General features: G+C 41.0%; 19 protein-coding genes. 15 read left to right on the top strand and 4 right to left on the bottom strand.

The window, feature by feature from the left end:
• The first annotated feature begins 49 nt into the window (after positions 1 to 49).
• Positions 50 to 1456 (top strand): replicative DNA helicase, encoded by a 1407-nt coding sequence (gene dnaB, locus ACED29_RS12245; protein WP_124015049.1) that lies wholly within the window; start codon positions 50 to 52, stop codon positions 1454 to 1456.
• A gap of 145 nt (positions 1457 to 1601) precedes the next feature.
• Positions 1602 to 2720: an alanine racemase gene (gene alr / locus ACED29_RS12250; protein WP_124015048.1), complete on the top strand. Its 1119-nt coding sequence runs from the start codon at positions 1602 to 1604 to the stop codon at positions 2718 to 2720.
• Positions 2721 to 2821: 101 nt separating this feature from the next.
• On the opposite strand, the gene ACED29_RS12255 is transcribed toward alr, so the two are convergent.
• On the bottom strand, positions 2822 to 3289 hold the full coding sequence (locus ACED29_RS12255) for a chemotaxis protein CheX (protein WP_124015047.1): 468 nt from the start codon (positions 3287 to 3289) through the stop codon (positions 2822 to 2824).
• Positions 3290 to 3689: 400 nt separating this feature from the next.
• Between ACED29_RS12255 and ACED29_RS12260 the strand changes: the two genes are divergently transcribed.
• Positions 3690 to 4556 carry a PhzF family phenazine biosynthesis protein gene (locus ACED29_RS12260; protein ID WP_371697761.1) on the top strand — a complete coding sequence of 289 codons (867 nt, stop codon included), beginning with the start codon at positions 3690 to 3692 and terminating at the stop codon, positions 4554 to 4556.
• A gap of 164 nt (positions 4557 to 4720) precedes the next feature.
• Here ACED29_RS12260 and ACED29_RS12265 read toward each other — a convergent pair whose 3' ends face one another.
• Complete coding sequence (locus tag ACED29_RS12265; RefSeq protein ID WP_235781741.1) at positions 4721 to 5284, bottom strand: TetR/AcrR family transcriptional regulator; 564 nt, start codon at positions 5282 to 5284, stop codon at positions 4721 to 4723.
• Between the two features lie 87 nt (positions 5285 to 5371).
• On the opposite strand from ACED29_RS12265, the gene ACED29_RS12270 reads away from it, so the two are divergent.
• The 5 genes from ACED29_RS12270 (at position 5372) to ACED29_RS12290 (ending at position 8267) form a co-directional block, all read left to right on the top strand.
• On the top strand, positions 5372 to 5830 hold the full coding sequence (locus ACED29_RS12270; RefSeq protein WP_124015045.1) for an HPP family protein: 459 nt from the start codon (positions 5372 to 5374) through the stop codon (positions 5828 to 5830).
• 175 nt (positions 5831 to 6005) lie between these two features.
• The gene (gene dusA / locus ACED29_RS12275; RefSeq protein ID WP_371697762.1) at positions 6006 to 7049 is read left to right on the top strand and encodes a tRNA dihydrouridine(20/20a) synthase DusA; all 1044 of its coding nucleotides are present in this window, start codon (positions 6006 to 6008) and stop codon (positions 7047 to 7049) included.
• Between the two features lie 534 nt (positions 7050 to 7583).
• The gene (locus ACED29_RS12280; protein ID WP_124018286.1) at positions 7584 to 7883 is read left to right on the top strand and encodes a hypothetical protein; all 300 of its coding nucleotides are present in this window, start codon (positions 7584 to 7586) and stop codon (positions 7881 to 7883) included.
• Positions 7883 to 8014 carry a hypothetical protein gene (locus ACED29_RS12285; protein WP_259395234.1) on the top strand — a complete coding sequence of 44 codons (132 nt, stop codon included), beginning with the start codon at positions 7883 to 7885 and terminating at the stop codon, positions 8012 to 8014. Before ACED29_RS12280 ends, ACED29_RS12285 begins: the two co-directional genes overlap by 1 nt.
• Before the next feature lie 52 nt (positions 8015 to 8066).
• Positions 8067 to 8267: a PspC domain-containing protein gene (locus tag ACED29_RS12290; RefSeq protein ID WP_371697763.1), complete on the top strand. Its 201-nt coding sequence runs from the start codon at positions 8067 to 8069 to the stop codon at positions 8265 to 8267.
• 68 nt (positions 8268 to 8335) lie between these two features.
• Here ACED29_RS12290 and ACED29_RS12295 read toward each other — a convergent pair whose 3' ends face one another.
• Complete coding sequence (locus ACED29_RS12295) at positions 8336 to 9073, bottom strand: enoyl-CoA hydratase-related protein (protein ID WP_371697764.1); 738 nt, start codon at positions 9071 to 9073, stop codon at positions 8336 to 8338.
• 35 nt (positions 9074 to 9108) lie between these two features.
• On the opposite strand from ACED29_RS12295, the gene ACED29_RS12300 reads away from it, so the two are divergent.
• Genes ACED29_RS12300 through ACED29_RS12310 form a run of 3 tightly spaced genes read left to right on the top strand, consistent with a single transcriptional unit; the run spans position 9109 to position 11318 of the window.
• On the top strand, positions 9109 to 9597 hold the full coding sequence (locus ACED29_RS12300; RefSeq protein ID WP_182696708.1) for a copper chaperone PCu(A)C: 489 nt from the start codon (positions 9109 to 9111) through the stop codon (positions 9595 to 9597).
• Between the two features lie 12 nt (positions 9598 to 9609).
• Positions 9610 to 10581 carry a DUF2333 family protein gene (locus ACED29_RS12305; protein ID WP_124018290.1) on the top strand — a complete coding sequence of 324 codons (972 nt, stop codon included), beginning with the start codon at positions 9610 to 9612 and terminating at the stop codon, positions 10579 to 10581.
• A gap of 2 nt (positions 10582 to 10583) precedes the next feature.
• Positions 10584 to 11318 (top strand): TIGR04219 family outer membrane beta-barrel protein, encoded by a 735-nt coding sequence (locus ACED29_RS12310; protein WP_371697765.1) that lies wholly within the window; start codon positions 10584 to 10586, stop codon positions 11316 to 11318.
• A 108-nt stretch (positions 11319 to 11426) separates the two neighbouring features.
• Here the strand turns inward: ACED29_RS12310 and tolC are convergent, their stop codons facing one another.
• On the bottom strand, positions 11427 to 12722 hold the full coding sequence (tolC, locus tag ACED29_RS12315) for an outer membrane channel protein TolC (protein WP_124018292.1): 1296 nt from the start codon (positions 12720 to 12722) through the stop codon (positions 11427 to 11429).
• Between the two features lie 468 nt (positions 12723 to 13190).
• On the opposite strand from tolC, the gene nudF reads away from it, so the two are divergent.
• The 4 genes from nudF (at position 13191) to ACED29_RS12335 (ending at position 15806) form a co-directional block, all read left to right on the top strand.
• Positions 13191 to 13817, top strand: coding sequence for an ADP-ribose diphosphatase (gene nudF, locus ACED29_RS12320; RefSeq protein WP_124018293.1), 627 nt, complete (start codon positions 13191 to 13193; stop codon positions 13815 to 13817).
• A gap of 38 nt (positions 13818 to 13855) precedes the next feature.
• A complete protein-coding gene (locus ACED29_RS12325) occupies positions 13856 to 14293 on the top strand; it encodes a DUF1249 domain-containing protein (protein WP_124018294.1) in 438 nt (145 codons plus the stop codon).
• A 35-nt stretch (positions 14294 to 14328) separates the two neighbouring features.
• On the top strand, positions 14329 to 15168 hold the full coding sequence (gene cpdA, locus ACED29_RS12330) for a 3',5'-cyclic-AMP phosphodiesterase (RefSeq protein WP_124018295.1): 840 nt from the start codon (positions 14329 to 14331) through the stop codon (positions 15166 to 15168).
• Positions 15169 to 15233: 65 nt separating this feature from the next.
• Positions 15234 to 15806, top strand: a complete 573-nt coding sequence (locus ACED29_RS12335) for a YqiA/YcfP family alpha/beta fold hydrolase (protein ID WP_124018296.1) — start codon at positions 15234 to 15236, stop codon at positions 15804 to 15806.
• Positions 15807 to 15819: the final 13 nt, after the last annotated feature.

The following is a 15819-nucleotide window of genomic DNA, read 5'->3' on the forward strand; positions in this document are numbered from 1 at the left end:
CACGGTGTTATACCATATTTTATAAAGTCGTTGTAAATTGGGAGTGTTAATGTCACAGCAAGGTGCTTTTAAAGCAAGAAACAGGCAGAGAGATGTAGAAGTTAATGCCTTAAAATTGCCTCCTCACTCTATTGAAGCTGAACAATCCGTCTTAGGTGGGTTGATGCTAGATGCTGAAGCGTGGGATCGTGTTTCTGAAGCGGTTGTGCCAGAAGATTTTTATTCTCGTTCTCATCGAATGATTTTTACGGCAATGCAACGTTTAATGGAATCTGGCCAACCGCTGGATTTGATTACCGTATCTGAACAACTCGAAATTGAAGATCAATTAGATGATGCCGGCGGCTTTGCTTACTTAGGCGAAATTGCCAAAAATACTCCCAGTGCCGGTAATATTTTATCTTATGCGGATATCGTGCGCGAACGTGCCGTGGTGCGTGACATGATTGCTGTAGCCCATGAAATTGCTGATGCAGGTTACAATCCTGAAGGGCGTGATTCTGGTGCATTATTAGATTTAGCAGAAACCAAAGTCTTTAAAATTGCTGAAATGCGAACCAATGCCAATGAAGGCCCGGAAAACATTAAAAGTATTCTTGAAAAAACCGTCGATAGGATTGAACAGCTTTATAACAATCCTCATAACGGGGTTACCGGCGTTTCAAGTGGTTTTAATGACTTAGATAAAATGACCGCCGGGTTTCAGTCTGGCGACCTAATTATTGTTGCCGCACGTCCTTCGATGGGTAAAACCACCTTCGCGATGAACTTGTGCGAACAAGCCGCCATGAATGAAGATAAGCCAGTGCTTATTTTTAGTCTCGAGATGCCTTCAGAACAGATCATGATGCGTATGCTGGCCTCACTCGGCCGGGTTGATCAAACCAAAATTCGTACTGGTCAATTAGATGATGAAGATTGGGCTCGCGTGTCATCAACCATGGGAATTATGCTTGAGCAAGGTAAAATGTACATCGATGATGGCTCAGGGTTAACCCCGACAGAAGTTCGCAGTCGTGCCAGACGGATTGCGCGTGAGCATGGCGGCTTATCAATGATCATGATCGATTACCTGCAGTTAATGCAGGTGCCAGCGTTAAAAGATAATCGTACTTTAGAAATTTCAGAAATCTCTCGTTCATTAAAAGCTTTAGCCAAAGAGTTAGAAGTACCGGTGATTGCTTTATCACAGCTTAACCGCTCGCTAGAGCAACGTGCCGATAAGCGCCCAATTAACTCTGACTTGCGTGAATCGGGTGCGATTGAGCAAGATGCCGATTTGATCATGTTTATCTATCGTGACGAAGTGTATAACGACAGCTCAGAAGATAAAGGCACCGCTGAAATCATTATTGGTAAACAGCGTAACGGGCCGATTGGGCGAATTCGACTGGTATTCCAAGGTCAGTTCTCTCGTTTTGATAATTATGCTGGGCCGCAATTCGAAGAAGATTAATCATTGATTAGATTATATTTGTGTTTTTAGTATCGTTATTTATGATACGAGTTTATCTCTGTTAGTGAAGGGTTCTTTATGGCACTAAACCTCCTAACAGGCAGCAAGCCGCGCCATGTTATTTATTGTTAATTAAGGCAATCTATTGAAACCTTTTCCCCGTGCAGAAATCAGTCGTTACGCATTACAAAGTAACCTAGCACAACTGCGTCTTATTGCACCAGATAGCAAAATTATGGCTGTGGTTAAAGCCAATGGTTACGGCCATGGTCTGCTAAACGTTGCAGAAAGTGTTGGCATATTAAATTTTATAGAAAGTGCAGGTAAATATTACGGCGGCGCCGATGGCTTTGGTTTAGCAAGGCTGGAAGAAGCATTGGAGCTCAGAGACGGTGGCGTAAAAGGTAAGCTTCTATTATTAGAAGGTTTTTTCCGCCAGTCTGACTTGCCGTTGTTGGTCACCCATAATATCGACACTGTTGTGCATCATGAATCACAACTGCAAATGCTTGAAACCATTAAGCTCGATAATCCGGTCACCGTATGGATAAAAATCGATACTGGTATGCATCGTATCGGCTTTAGTTTAGAGCAGTTTTCCGGCATATATCAGCGTTTAATGGCTTGCCCACAAGTGGCTAAACCGATCCATTTGATGACCCATTTTGCCTGTGCAGACGAACCTGATAATCAGCTGACTCAAAAGCAGATGGATGCCTTTGAACAACTGACAAGTCACTTAGATGGCGATCGTACTTTAGCCAATTCAGCCGGAACATTATTTTGGCCATTAAGCCAAGCCGATTGGATAAGACCAGGCATCGCACTTTATGGCATATCTCCAGTTGTTGGCGACAAAGGGATTAACCATCAACTGATTCCGGCTATGGAACTGGTGTCTAATTTAATTGCTGTTCGTGAGCATAAAGCCGGTGATAGCGTGGGCTACGGTGCCGTGTGGACCGCGAAACAAGATACCCGCTTAGGTGTAGTGGCTATGGGTTACGGTGATGGATATCCGCGTAATGCGCCAGAAGGTACACCGGTGTGGATTAATGGCCGCAGGGTGCCAATTGTTGGCCGAGTATCGATGGATATGCTAACGGTAGATCTGGGCGCAGATGCGCAAGATAAAGTCGGTGACAGCGTGCAGCTTTGGGGTAAAACCCTCGCGGTAGAAGAAGTGGCTGAGCATATTGGCACTATTGCTTATGAGTTAGTGACTAAATTAACCCCACGGGTAGTGGTTGAGTTACTTGACTAGCAACGTAACCATGCTGCGCTTTGCCCAATACGCTGTTGCGTCTTGGGCATTTTAGTTTATGCGGCACCATTTTAGCTGAAATATCATTCGTCTTTACAAGCTTATACATCTTCAAAACAAATTTCGATAAACACATTGCCGTGCTTATGACTAAAGGGCATCATAATTTTTTTGCCGCGGGCTTTGTGGGAAATAGTATGATTTTTGCCAGAGACGACGGCCGGAGTGGCCATATCAAAATCATATCCTTTTTCACTTAATAAATTTTTAGCTCCACCCGTCACCATATTGGTTATTTCACCGACTAAATCGGTTATGTCCTCATTAATGGATTCTGGTTTTTCCCCTAGCATATTGTTCATTATTTCAAGAATTAATGACTGTTCGAAGGTAATCGACAGTGAGCCGCGGGTTTTAGGACTTATCATGCCCATTAAGCCTGATACGTCACCTTTTGCAATATCATGATTTTTCAACTGTGGCTTACCAGGCGTTAACTCAATAGTTGCCATTGTTGAGATAACATTGATTAAAGAAACAAGGAATGGGTTAATGAATTCAACGTTCATAGGCTAAGCGATCCTTCTAGATTCAAAAATTGGCGATAGGTCATAGGCAGAGAATAGACAGAACATCACGTTACACGACCCTATCATGATAAACCATCATAGTTACTGATTTTTATAAATGCTTACTATATCAGCAAAATGGAATACAGCTTCAAGCTTAGAACACAAAAATGAAATTGAAAGAGACGTCAGTTGCAAAAACAAATATTAAGTTGAAATTGAGAGATTTACACATTGATAATGTATTTACATAACTGATTTCTTAATCCTATCTTGTTGATAATTTAATCGTTTTGTATCAATAACATGGTCAATCTAGGATGAGATAAATCAATAGTTTAAGCGGGTTAACTTATCGCTCGAGCCGTTCAATCAGCTTAATACGGAGAAATAGAGATTGATGAAAGTTGACGCTTTTTTGGTTAATTCCTTTACTGCCAATGGAAGCGGAGGAAACCCTGCAGGCGTAGTATTGCAGGCAGATAATCTGTCTAACGAACAAAAGTTAGCAATAGCACAGGTTGTTGGTTATTCAGAAACTGCTTTTGTATCTCAAGATGACGAAGTCGACTTTGGCTTGTCTTTTTTTACCATAACGGGTGAGGTTGACTTCTGTGGGCACGCTACCTTAGCTGCATTCTCAATAATGTATAAAAAAGGAATCATCACCGCAGGGCGATATGTCCAAAGGACTAAAGTCGGTTTACTTGCTGTGACAATAGCGTCTAATGGTCAAATAGTGATGGAGCAAAAGCTACCTGAATATCTTGGGGTGTATGGATACGAGGCTATATCAGAGTTAATTGGCATTGACGTGAAAACGTTAGCGTCAACACAATTACCAATCGAGGTTATTTCAACAGGCCTGCCTGATATTATGGTTCCAGTGCCATTTGGGTATCTAGATAAAATCCAAGTAAATGAACATTTACTCAGTGAATTCTGTAAAAAACATGATTTAGTTGGTCTGCTTGCTTTTGAATTGTGCGAGGGAAAAAGCGGCCTGACAGCGAGTTGTCGTAACTTTGCGCCTTTGTTTGGCATACCAGAGGAATCAGCTACAGGGAGTGCTAGCGGAGCATTAGCATGCTACCTAAGTAAATACCTTAGTAGTGAACATATGAATGACTTTACTTTCGAGCAAGGTAGGGCAATGAACTGTGTTTCAATCATTACAGCTTCAGTTGAGTCAAATGAATTGGCGACTCTCAAGGTGATGGTCGGAGGTTTTGCTCAAGAGATTGGACGGCAGCAAATCTTCGTTTAACAAATAAGGATAGCCGCGCGAAGTGGCGTTCTTATCTCAAGTGTGGAACCCGCCCAAATACTTGAGATGTACTCTTTATTAAGTTAATCATAGATAAAGAGTTTGATCTGTTTGGTGTGGTGTTAAACGGCCAGAGGTTATCAGTACGTCCGTTACATAAGCCGTTAGCACTCAAGGCGATGCAAAATATTCACACTACTCTGGACTATTTCAGCACTTTTCCCTGTCATATATGCAGTCGTGATGGCGCCTTCTTTAAGTAAACAGATAGCATTTATGAGATCCGGTGAAGCATTGTTTAGTTTGTTTTGAATAAGCTGGCGTACTTGTTCTTTGTGGTAACAGCAATAGCGAGAAATATCGCTTTCTGGGTTACTAAATTCTGCTGACGTATTGATGAAAAAGCATCCTCTAAAACCACCTAGTTCAGCTTCATTTCCACTAAACCAACTGTGTAACGATTGGAATAGAACATCGATTAACTCATGGTCGCTTGTTGTTTGTCTTAGCTTACGCTCTAGCCAGCTCATGAAGATTTGATGCCTTTGGTTTAACGCAGCCATGATCAAATCGTCTTTGCCGTTAAAGTGATTGTATAGAGTTTTTTTAGCTACTCCTGATACCTTAATGACTTCGTTAATTCCAATTGAGTTAATACCTTGTCGGTAAAAAAGATCTAGCGCTGTGTTTAACAGTAGCTCACGTTTCTTGCTCATCATGATTTCCATAAAACTAGTTGTCCTTATATTGACAAAAGTAGAACGACTTGTCTACAATTGCAGGTAGACAAGTCGTTCTACTTTTTGGGTGTTTATATGAATCGTTATTTGTTAGCTGTAATTGCTGGGATCGGGGCGTCATTTACCATTGGTTTATTGTCATTAATTGAAGCTAACATGGATAATGCTGTATTAATTATGGCTCCATTTGGAGCTACTGCAGTGCTTGTATTTGGTGTGCCAAGTAGTCCATTGGCTCAGCCAAAAAATGTTATTTTTGGACATTTGATAACGGCATTTATCGGAGTGTTTTTCTACCAATACATAGGCGTAACTCCGGTTACAGTCGCAATAGCGACGGGGTTAGGTGTTACCAGTATGTTGGTTTGCAAAACAACCCACCCACCTGCTGGAGCAAATCCAATTCTAATTATGCTTTCAGGGCAAGGATGGTTGTTTTTGGTTACCCCTGTATTAGTCGGTTCTGTTGTCATAGTTTTAATGGGTAAAGGGCTTCAAAAGCTTCAGGATTACCACTTTAAACCAGAATGCTAATTGATCTTTCCCTAAATCCGTAGACACTTGTTTCTCGATGACGGGTTAATGATATAATTAGCCATTATTTAGGGCTGCCTAGTTGTATTTGCTTAATTTATAACTTTCTTACTGGCTCCTTGTGCATAACCGATTAACTAAATGCATCTAAAAACGTGCATCAATACCGCAAATTATGAGTGTAAAAAATTCAGTGAATACAACGCCAAAGCTAGTCATACCAACAGATACGCTTGATCGCACCTTTTCCATAGCGCCGATGCTGGATTGGACTGATCGCCACTATCGCTACTTTGCCCGCTTAATGTCGAGCAAGGCGTTGCTGTATACCGAGATGATTACCACGGGTGCCATATTACAAGGTAAGGGCGACTATTTAGCTTATAGCGAGCAAGAGCATCCAGTGGCATTACAGTTGGGTGGCTCTAACGCGGTAGATTTGGCAGCGTGTGCTAAGTTAGCTGCTGAGCGCGGTTATGATGAAGTAAACCTCAATGTGGGTTGTCCATCTGATAGAGTGCAAAATGGTCGCTTTGGTGCGTGTTTAATGGCCGAGCCTGAGTTAGTTGCGCAATGTGTTGATGCCATGAAGCAAGTCACCGATATTCCGATCACGGTAAAAACCCGAATTGGAATTGACGAGCAAGACAGTTATCAGTTTTTAACTGATTTTATTGAAATTGTCAGCGCCCGAGGCTGTAGTGCATTTACGATTCATGCGCGTAAAGCCTGGTTACAAGGGTTAAGCCCGAAAGAAAACCGTGAAATTCCGCCGTTAGATTATGAACGGGTTTATCAGTTAAAGCGTGATTATCCACACTTGAACATTAGCATTAACGGTGGCATTAAAACCCTTGAAGAATCTAAGCTGCATTTAGCCCAGCTAGATGGAGTGATGGTGGGGCGTGAAGCTTATCAAAATCCTTATATATTGGCGCAAGTAGATCAGCAGTTGTGTGGACTCGATACACCAGTGATTACTCGTCAGCAAGTGATTGAGCAAATGTTGCCGTATATTGAGGCTCATTTAGCCCAGGGCGGTCGTTTAAACCATATTACCCGTCACATGATTGGTTTATTCCAAGGGTTACCGGGTTCCCGTGGCTGGCGTCGTCATTTAAGTGAGAATGCCCATAAGCCTAATGCTGATATTGGGGTTGTGTTAACCGCTGCTGAGTTTGTTGATGCTGAAGCCCTTAGCAGTGACCAAGCTATTTGATATCGCTTTGGTTATTTCACTAGAATATGTGGTGAAATAAACGCCCAAACGTACATGTTGAAAACCGCTATTATCAGATAAAAAGCGCCTATTGTTAGGCGCTTTTTCGTTTGTTCCTTTAAGCAACATCGTGGCAATAAACCCTTAACTTAAGTTGATGATTATTAGTGCTATTTTTAGCATGACTCTCAATAATCCTTTCACCCTTAAGCGGCCATTACTCATTAATTAATGGATTGTTGCCACAGTAACCCTCGCAGATATCTGAACATTTATTGCCACACGTTATGGCGTGTATCACGGCGAATAAATATCGGTGGTCATTTTTACTAACTATCTGGTGAATTTTACTACCTGTTGGTTTTTTGCTCACAGATTTAGTTCATTTGATTAAATGATAATTAATTTATTTGTTTTTAAAATTATATGCTTATGACTATTTTTAAAAGTTGGCACGGCGTTTGTAATACCTATTGTGTAATCAACTAAGCGGGTGTTTAGTTGCAACAAACCAACACAAGAAAGGATGCCATTATGTTTACTTTAACCAACGTGATTCGCCGTAGTGTTCAATTATCAATTGCTGCAGCATTACTTGTCACTGCCAGTGCTTCGGCACAAGCTGATGAAATTTCAATTTCTAACACGGTTGCAGTGCTAGAGCAAAATATGACTCAAGTGAGCCAGGAGATGATTTCAAATGTGAAGCAAGAGTTAATGCTGTCGTTACAAACCCAAATTGCTGAACAAGTTTATGAAATTAATTCGGCATTAGAGTTTGCTAGTTTTGAACAGCCAAAAGTTAGTGCCACTGTTGCTGCTGAGAATAAGTAATGGATTGGCTGATAAATATAGGCTTGGTGCTGCCATTAATGTCGTTATTGTTATTGCCAGTTATCAGTTTTGCACTGTGTGCGACGTTAGTCAGCTGGCTGTTGTGGCCAAGCATTAATGACCAAGCTTAACCGATAAGTCATGACTTACAACAATAAACTTTGTTCAATACGTGAGGATAATATGAACCGTTTAATCAATAGATTACGAGATGAAACCCGAATTGTGTGTGGGGTCTCGTCTAAGTTAGCGAAACAATATGGCTGGTCATTACTTTGGACCCGAATCGTAACGATAGGATTAGTATTAACAAACCCAAGTATTAGTTTGTTAGCGTACTTTGTGATTGCAGTGGTAATGAGTCAAAAAACATCTCGATTTTAAGGCTTACCCAGTGTTGGGTAGGCGGGGATATTAACTTCCCCCGCAGAGAGATTATAGTGTCAATGGATTTATTTTTTTAAGAAAGCTTGGAAGCGCTGTTTTGCTTCATCGCTTTGTAGACGCTCTGCAAACTCAGCTAATTCTAATTTCATCTGGGCTTTCACTTCAGCCTGGTTATGACGTAAAAGCCGTTTTGATGCTTGCATAGATAAGGGGGGCAGTGCAGCCAATTTTTTTGCCTGGGCTAAACTGAAGCTAATCAGCTCGTCTTGGGCCACCACGCGGTTAATAATATTTAAATCCGCCGCAGTTTGTGCATCGAAGGCTTCACCAAGTAAAATGAGTTCGGCTGCTTTTTGTTGGCCAACAATTAATGGTAATAATATGCTCGAAGCGGCTTCTGGTACCAAGGCCAAATTAACAAAAGGCATTTGAAATTTAGCATTATTATCAGCGTACACTAAGTCACAATGCAGCAGCAAAGTTGTACCAATTCCCACCGCCGCCCCCGTTACCGCAGCGACTACAGGTTTTTTAAGATCTAATAAACAAAACAAGAATTTAACGGTTGGATGATTATCATCTAAGGCGCCACTTTGGAGGAAATCTACGATATCATTACCAGAGGTAAAACAGTTTTCTGTACCATGAAACATAAAGGCACGAATATCATTGTCTGCTTCACCTTGGATCAGGTATTCTGTAAATTGCTGATACATTTCTAGATTAAAGGCATTGCGCTTTTCTGGACGATTAAAACTGATGATACGTACGCCTTGATCATCTCTTACCTGAATATGATTCATTCGTAGTTTCCTTTAATGAACGCGAGTGGAATTGCATGGAGTTTAAGACATTGAAAGCAATATTCAAACATCTGTTTAACTTTTTAGTGTTATCATCAATATCATTCGCAGCCACAGCTAACGTAATGTTAGTTGATGGGTATGTTAGAGCCATGCCTGCGAGTGTGCCTAACACCGCTGCTTATTTTACCTTAGAAAATCACAACAATAGCGATGTTAAGCTTGTTGGCGTGAAGACAAGTGCGGCAAAAGTGGCACAGTTACACACAATTCTAAAAGAAGATGGCATGATTAAAATGCGCCAAGTTGAAGGGTTTACCATACCGTCTCACGGGGCGTTAACCTTGCAACCTACTGGTGACCATGTGATGTTGTTATCGTTAATTGCGCCTTTGGCCGTAAATGATAATGTGGCTTTAGAATTAATTTTTGAAGATGGTCAGCAACTTATGATTGAGCTTCCCGTGCTTAAACAAGCCGCGACTCAACATGACGAAACTGTTGAACATCATCACCATCATTAAGGAGTTATATTGATGCAAGTAACAAGGAATAAGATTTTAGCCGTTGTTGGTGTGATTGGTTTAGTACTTTATTTTGTCAGTGTATGGTGGAGTATTGAACCAGATCCGATTAAACCGGCATCGCAGCAAACAGATAGTGGCAAGTTAATTGTGGGCTATGCTACAACAACGTCATTAATTGCCACCATGGAAACCTTGCTGGATAAACCAGGTGGTTGGCTATCTAATGATATTATGCCTCCGTCGGTAATGATGGATAATATGCCTGCATTTGAATTTGGTGCATTAGAGCAAGTGCGCGATTTAGCGCTTATAATGCGTAAAGAGTTTAGTCGCTCACAGTCGCAGTCTTCTGCAGATAGTGATTTATTAGCGGCACACTCGAAATTAAACATCGATAACACCAGTTGGTTAGTGCCTAGTGCCGAAGGTGAATATCGTGATGCAATCAAATTGCTGAAACTTTATCGTGCTAAAATCAGCGATGCAGATAACAATAATGCCCAGTTTTATGCCCGTGCAGACAACTTGAATGAATGGCTTAAAGAAGTTCAGAAACGCTTAGGCAGCATGTCACAAAATTTATCTGCCAGTGTGGGTCAAGAGCGATTGAATACTGATTTAGCAGGTGATATCTCTGCCCGTCAATCGACTCCTGGTTTAACAAGTAATGAAGTTAAAACCAGTTGGTGGAAAATTGATGACGTATTTTATGAAAGTCGTGGTTCAGCTTGGGCATTATTGAACTTTATGCGCGCCATTGAAGTGGATTTTGCCGACGTATTAGAAAAGAAAAATGCTGAGGTCAGTTTACGTCAAATTATTCGTGAACTTGAAGCAACTCAGCAAACAGTTTGGAGCCCTTTGGTTCTTAATGGAAATGGTTTTGGTTTAGTGGCTAATCACTCGTTGGTGATGGCTAATTATATTTCGCGTGCAAATGCCGCGGTAATTGATTTAACTAACTTACTCTCACAAGGATAATGATGAAAAAGACTCTTCTTGCCACAGCAGTAGTGGGCCTATTAAGTGTGTCATCGGCGCATGCGGCAACTGTATTGGGTTTTAAAGTAGGCGCTGATTACTGGCAGGCTGACACCACAAACACATTTAATGATGATAGTGGTGTTGCTCACAGCTTTAATGATGATTTATCACAAGGTAGCGTGTGGATTGCCGTTGAGCATCCATTACCGTTTGTGCCTAATGTTAAAATTCGTGAAAATCGTCTTGAGTCGAGCGCTGGTATTGCCAATGCCGATTTTAACTTTAACGGTCACAATTTTACTGGTGCAACATCGGTGACTAATGACTTAAGTAATACTGACTTTGTGTTGTATTACGAAATTCTTGATAACGATTTAGTGTCTGTTGATTTAGGCGCTGCCTATAAATTAATGAATGGTTCATTACGCATTAGTGATGCAGGCCACCCTGAAGAAGTCAATATCGACAGTGGTATTGTAATGGGATACGCCAGTGCACAAGTCGGTATGATTGGCTTAGGCTTATTTGGCTTTGCTGATGTGATGTTAGGTTTAGATGAATCTAATGTGTATGACTACGGCGCTGGTTTAGGATGGCAGTTTGACGGTTTAGCTGTTGATACTTCTGTTCGTGTTGGTTACCGCGAGTTTAATTTTGATGTGAATAACTTCTCTGGTGTGTCACAAAACACTCAGTTTAGTGGCGCATTTGCTGGTGTAGAATTAGTTTTTTAATTCGGCATAGCGTTAAACCGTGCTAAGTAATCAGCATAAAATTGATTAACAATATTATGCCAATAAAAAAAACCGCCAATAGGCGGTTTTTTTATGTGCGGTTAATGGCTACTGAGCAATCAGTCCGCTATTAATCGAGATAACATCATCTTCGTTCAACGTACCAGCCGCCTGTTTAAGGGCTAGTATTGAGTTAATATAACCATAACGTGCTTGAGATAGTTGGCGCTTTGAATCATATAAGTCACGTGTGCGGTTCAGTACATCAACAATTGTACGAGTACCGACTTCAAAACCCGCCTGAGTCGCTTTCAGTGCACTTTCAGACGAAATCACAGATTGCTCATATGCTTTAATTGAGCTGATAGACGCGGTAACGTTGTTAAAGTTATTACGCACGTTTTTAGTCACGCTGCGATGAGTTTGTTCTAGTTTCTCGCTAGCTTCAACATATCTGAATTGAGCTTGTTTCACTTGCGAAGTCACTTTAAAACCTTCGAAAAGTGGAATGCTCAAGGTCACACCAATATTAGCATTGTCGTAATCTGGGCCTGGCGTTTGATCAACACCTTTGTTGTAACCAGCATTTAAGTTCAATGACGGCATATGGCCCGCTTTGTACAATTTAATGGTTTCGTTGGCGATATCTTTAGCAATACGCTGAGTCATTAAATCGATGCTATTTGTTTCAGCCATTTTTAACCAACCAGCAGATGCTGCTGGGGCAGGTGAACCTGCTGAAAAACGGCTAGTATCAAGAATATTAATTGATTTGTGATCTATACCTGTAATTTCACGTAATGCTTCATAGCTGTTGTCTAAGGTGTTTTGTGCTTGAATCTCCAATGCTGAAGCTAAGTCATATTGTGCTTGTGCTTCATGAACATCGGTAATGGCGGTTAGACCGACGGCAAAGCGTTGTTTAGTTTGCTCAAGTTGACGTTCAATTGCCGCTTTCTCAGCACCTTGGAATTCATAGTTGTCTTTAGCGGTTAAAACATCAAAATACGCTTTCGTGACACGGGTAATGAGTGATTGTAATGTTGATGCATAAGCAGAATCTGCTTGAGATGCTGCCATTTCAGCAAGGTCTAAACCAACCCATGCACTGTGATCGTAGATAACTTGAGTTAAACTAACACCACCGGTTAAACCGTCGGTGTCTTCTAAAGGGTCATTCCACGCTTTAGCATAGCCAACGTTTGCACTTATTTTTGGTAATAACGGTGCACGATTCTCTTGAATGGTTTCGTATAACGCATCACGCTGTGCTTTGGCTTGTAAAACGATAGGGTCGCTAGTAAGTGCTTGCTGATATATTTGAAGTAAATCATCAGCTTGTGCTGCTGGTGCTGCGATAGCAAATGCTAATGCTGCGTATAATGAACCAATTTTGAATTTCATTTGCTGCCCTTTTTAGACAATGCCTCGGTATGCTGAGGTGTTAAGTAACTTATAAATTTGGTCATGCCCTTCATTAAGTGAATGAGTTAACATCATTCATCCTTAACGCGGCAATCTGCGTTAACTGACTTGCTTTGTGGTTATGTACAATAATTTGCTAAAGATATCGTGGTTCAATATCGAGATTTATTGCTCATTATTAATGTTCACAATATGTTGTTCGCGATATGCTGATTATCGACATATTGTGCACTAGTTAATAATTGTGCACTACTATGCTCACGACTAATTGTGTACTACTTAATAGTAGTGATTTTTTCATTTTCAAGTCAAATTTGAAGTGTAACAGATTTTATTTTAATTCGGCCTATTTTTGCTTAGGCAAGCTTAAATGCTTAGTTATTAATTATGTTAATTTAAACTGTCAAAATGATAAGACTGTTTACGTTTTGATAGGCAAGGATAAATATGTTCGAGCAACCCGTGGTCCCAAGCTTTGACGCAGAGTCAGGTTTTAGTCTTATATCTAAAAAAGTATTGTATAAAGGTTTTTTTCAGTTAGACGAATACACCTTCAAACATAAGTTGTTTAAAGGTGGTTGGAGCGGTGAAGTTACCCGTGAAGTGTTTGAACGAGGTCATGCGGTGGTGGTACTGCCATATGATCCAGTTCGTGATGAAATTGTACTGATTGAACAAATTAGGGTTCCTGCATTAGCAACCACTAAATCAATCTGGCTTCTTGAGTTAGTGGCAGGTATGATTGAGCCTGGCGAATTACCAGAACAAGTCGCTGAACGAGAACTAGCCGAAGAAGCCGGATTAAGTTTATTAGGGTTAACACCTATAAACAGTTATTTAGTCAGTCCTGGTGGCACTTCTGAGCGTTTTCATTTGTTCTGGGGGCATGTTGATACAACCAAAGCTAGCGGTATACACGGTCTTGAGTGTGAAAATGAAGATATTCGAGTCCATGTTGTCAGTCGCGAACAAGCTTATGAGTGGGTTAATAATGGTCGTATTGACAATGCTTCGACGGTATTAGGTATCCAATGGTTGATGCTCAACTACCAAAGAATTCGTCAGGCACTTTAGTTATTGAACGTGATAATGATCAAGATAGGAACGATCGAGTGGCAGAGTTTAACCTCAAAAAAAAGCAAAAATATCAACCCAACATCAGTGCTTTTTTAGCAGTCTGTGGTCGAAATTATGCGCATATTTTAAAGTGGTTACCTGAACAAATTAACGTCAATGTGCCGTGGCAGGTTGACGGTGAGTTTGGCACTTTATCGATTAATCTTATTGAAAATACTAAGTATACTCAGTTAATCGAAATTTCGCGCCCGATACCAAATGGACATTTTTTTAAATCTCCAAAAGCCATTGTTCGTATCTATCATGATGCGCAATTAGCAGAAGTGTTAACTAGCCAACAGATTTATCGTTTAAAGCCAGTGTATGATTATCCTAATCTACATATGCATCATAGCGATGAAAAATTTCAAGTGAATGCATTCCTTGAGGAGCTGTTGAAGATTGGGTCTAGGAGAGTGAGTTTCCAATCATAGCTTTTTTATTCTTTTTACCATGTTAGGAATCTTTTGTGCTTAAAGACGCAGTGCATTATTCTGTTGCTGAAAATGAGCCTGTGCGATTAGTACAAGTTACTGATCCGCATCTTTTTGCTGATCCTGAAGGTCAATTATTGGGCGTTAACACGGCACAGAGCCTTCAAGCCGTGTTAAATACCTTTATCGCCACTCAATATCCAGCCCATCTTCTATTGGCTACGGGTGATATTAGCCAAGATTATTCACCTGAATCTTATCAGCATTTTGTGCATAAGATTGAGATGTTAGATCTGCCTTGCCATTATTTACCTGGTAATCATGACGACCCTCGCTTAATGAGCTTGCGCATGCAAGGTGAAAAAGTGTTTGGTCAGCAAAGAATTATCATTGGCAACTGGTTAATACTTATGCTCGACTCCACTGTTTCTGGTAAGCCTGGTGGTTATATGGGCGAGCAGCAGTTTGCTTTAATCGACGCAGCTATCAAGGCTGAACCGAATAAGCATGTACTGTTAGTGATGCATCATAATCCTATTTTAATGCAGTGCGCCTGGTTAGATCAGCATTGCATGATGAATGGAGCAGACTTTTTGCAACGTACAAGCCGTTACCCGCAGGTAAAAGGCATTCTGTGGGGACATGTTCATCAGCAAGTCGATAGAACTCATCTTGGGCCTCATGGCCATATTCCATTGATGGCGACACCATCAACGTGTATACAATTTAAGCCATTGTCATCCTATTTCGCCTTAGATCATCTTCAACCTGGTTATCGTTTGCTGGAGTTGGCAGGCGATGGTAGCATTCGTACTAACGTATATCGCGTGCCTGGTAATCGTTTTGCGCCAGACAATGAGGCCAGCGGATACTAGTTTACTGCGTCATCTTATGTAAAATAGGAGGCGCTTAGTACTCATTAACCGTCTCGCGAGGGAATATGCTGCTCTATATACATGGTTTTAATAGTTCCCCGCGGTCAGACAAGGCCATGCAAACCGCACTGTATATTCAGCAACATTATCCACAAGTCGATTTTCAGCAACCACAATTACCGTCATCACCCACAGCCGCAATGATGTTACTGTGCAACATCACTGAGCAAGCTAAACAGCAAGGTCAGGTGTTGCGCTTTATTGGCTCGTCGTTAGGTGGCTATTTTGCCAGTTATTTAGCCGAAACCTATGGTGGCAGAGCGGTATTGATTAATCCGGCGGTAAAACCGTTCGAATTATTTGAAGAGTTTATCGGGCCTCAATATAATCCCTACACCAATGAGCATTATCAGGTGTTACCGCAGCATCAAGATGATGTTGCCTTATATAATACTCATGTGATCCGTCACCCCGATCGTTTCCTGGTGCTGTTGCAAACTGGTGACGAAGTGTTAGATTATCGACAAGCACTGCATAAGTACCATAGCTGTGAATTACATTTAGAGCCTGATGGCGACCACAGTTTTGTCGGCTATGAACAACAATTAGATAAAATATGTAAATTTATTCAGTTGTAACGTAATACCGTTA

It is taken from the genome of Shewanella sp. 5S214 (genome assembly GCF_041439795.1).
Lineage (GTDB): Bacteria > Pseudomonadota > Gammaproteobacteria > Enterobacterales > Shewanellaceae > Shewanella > Shewanella vesiculosa.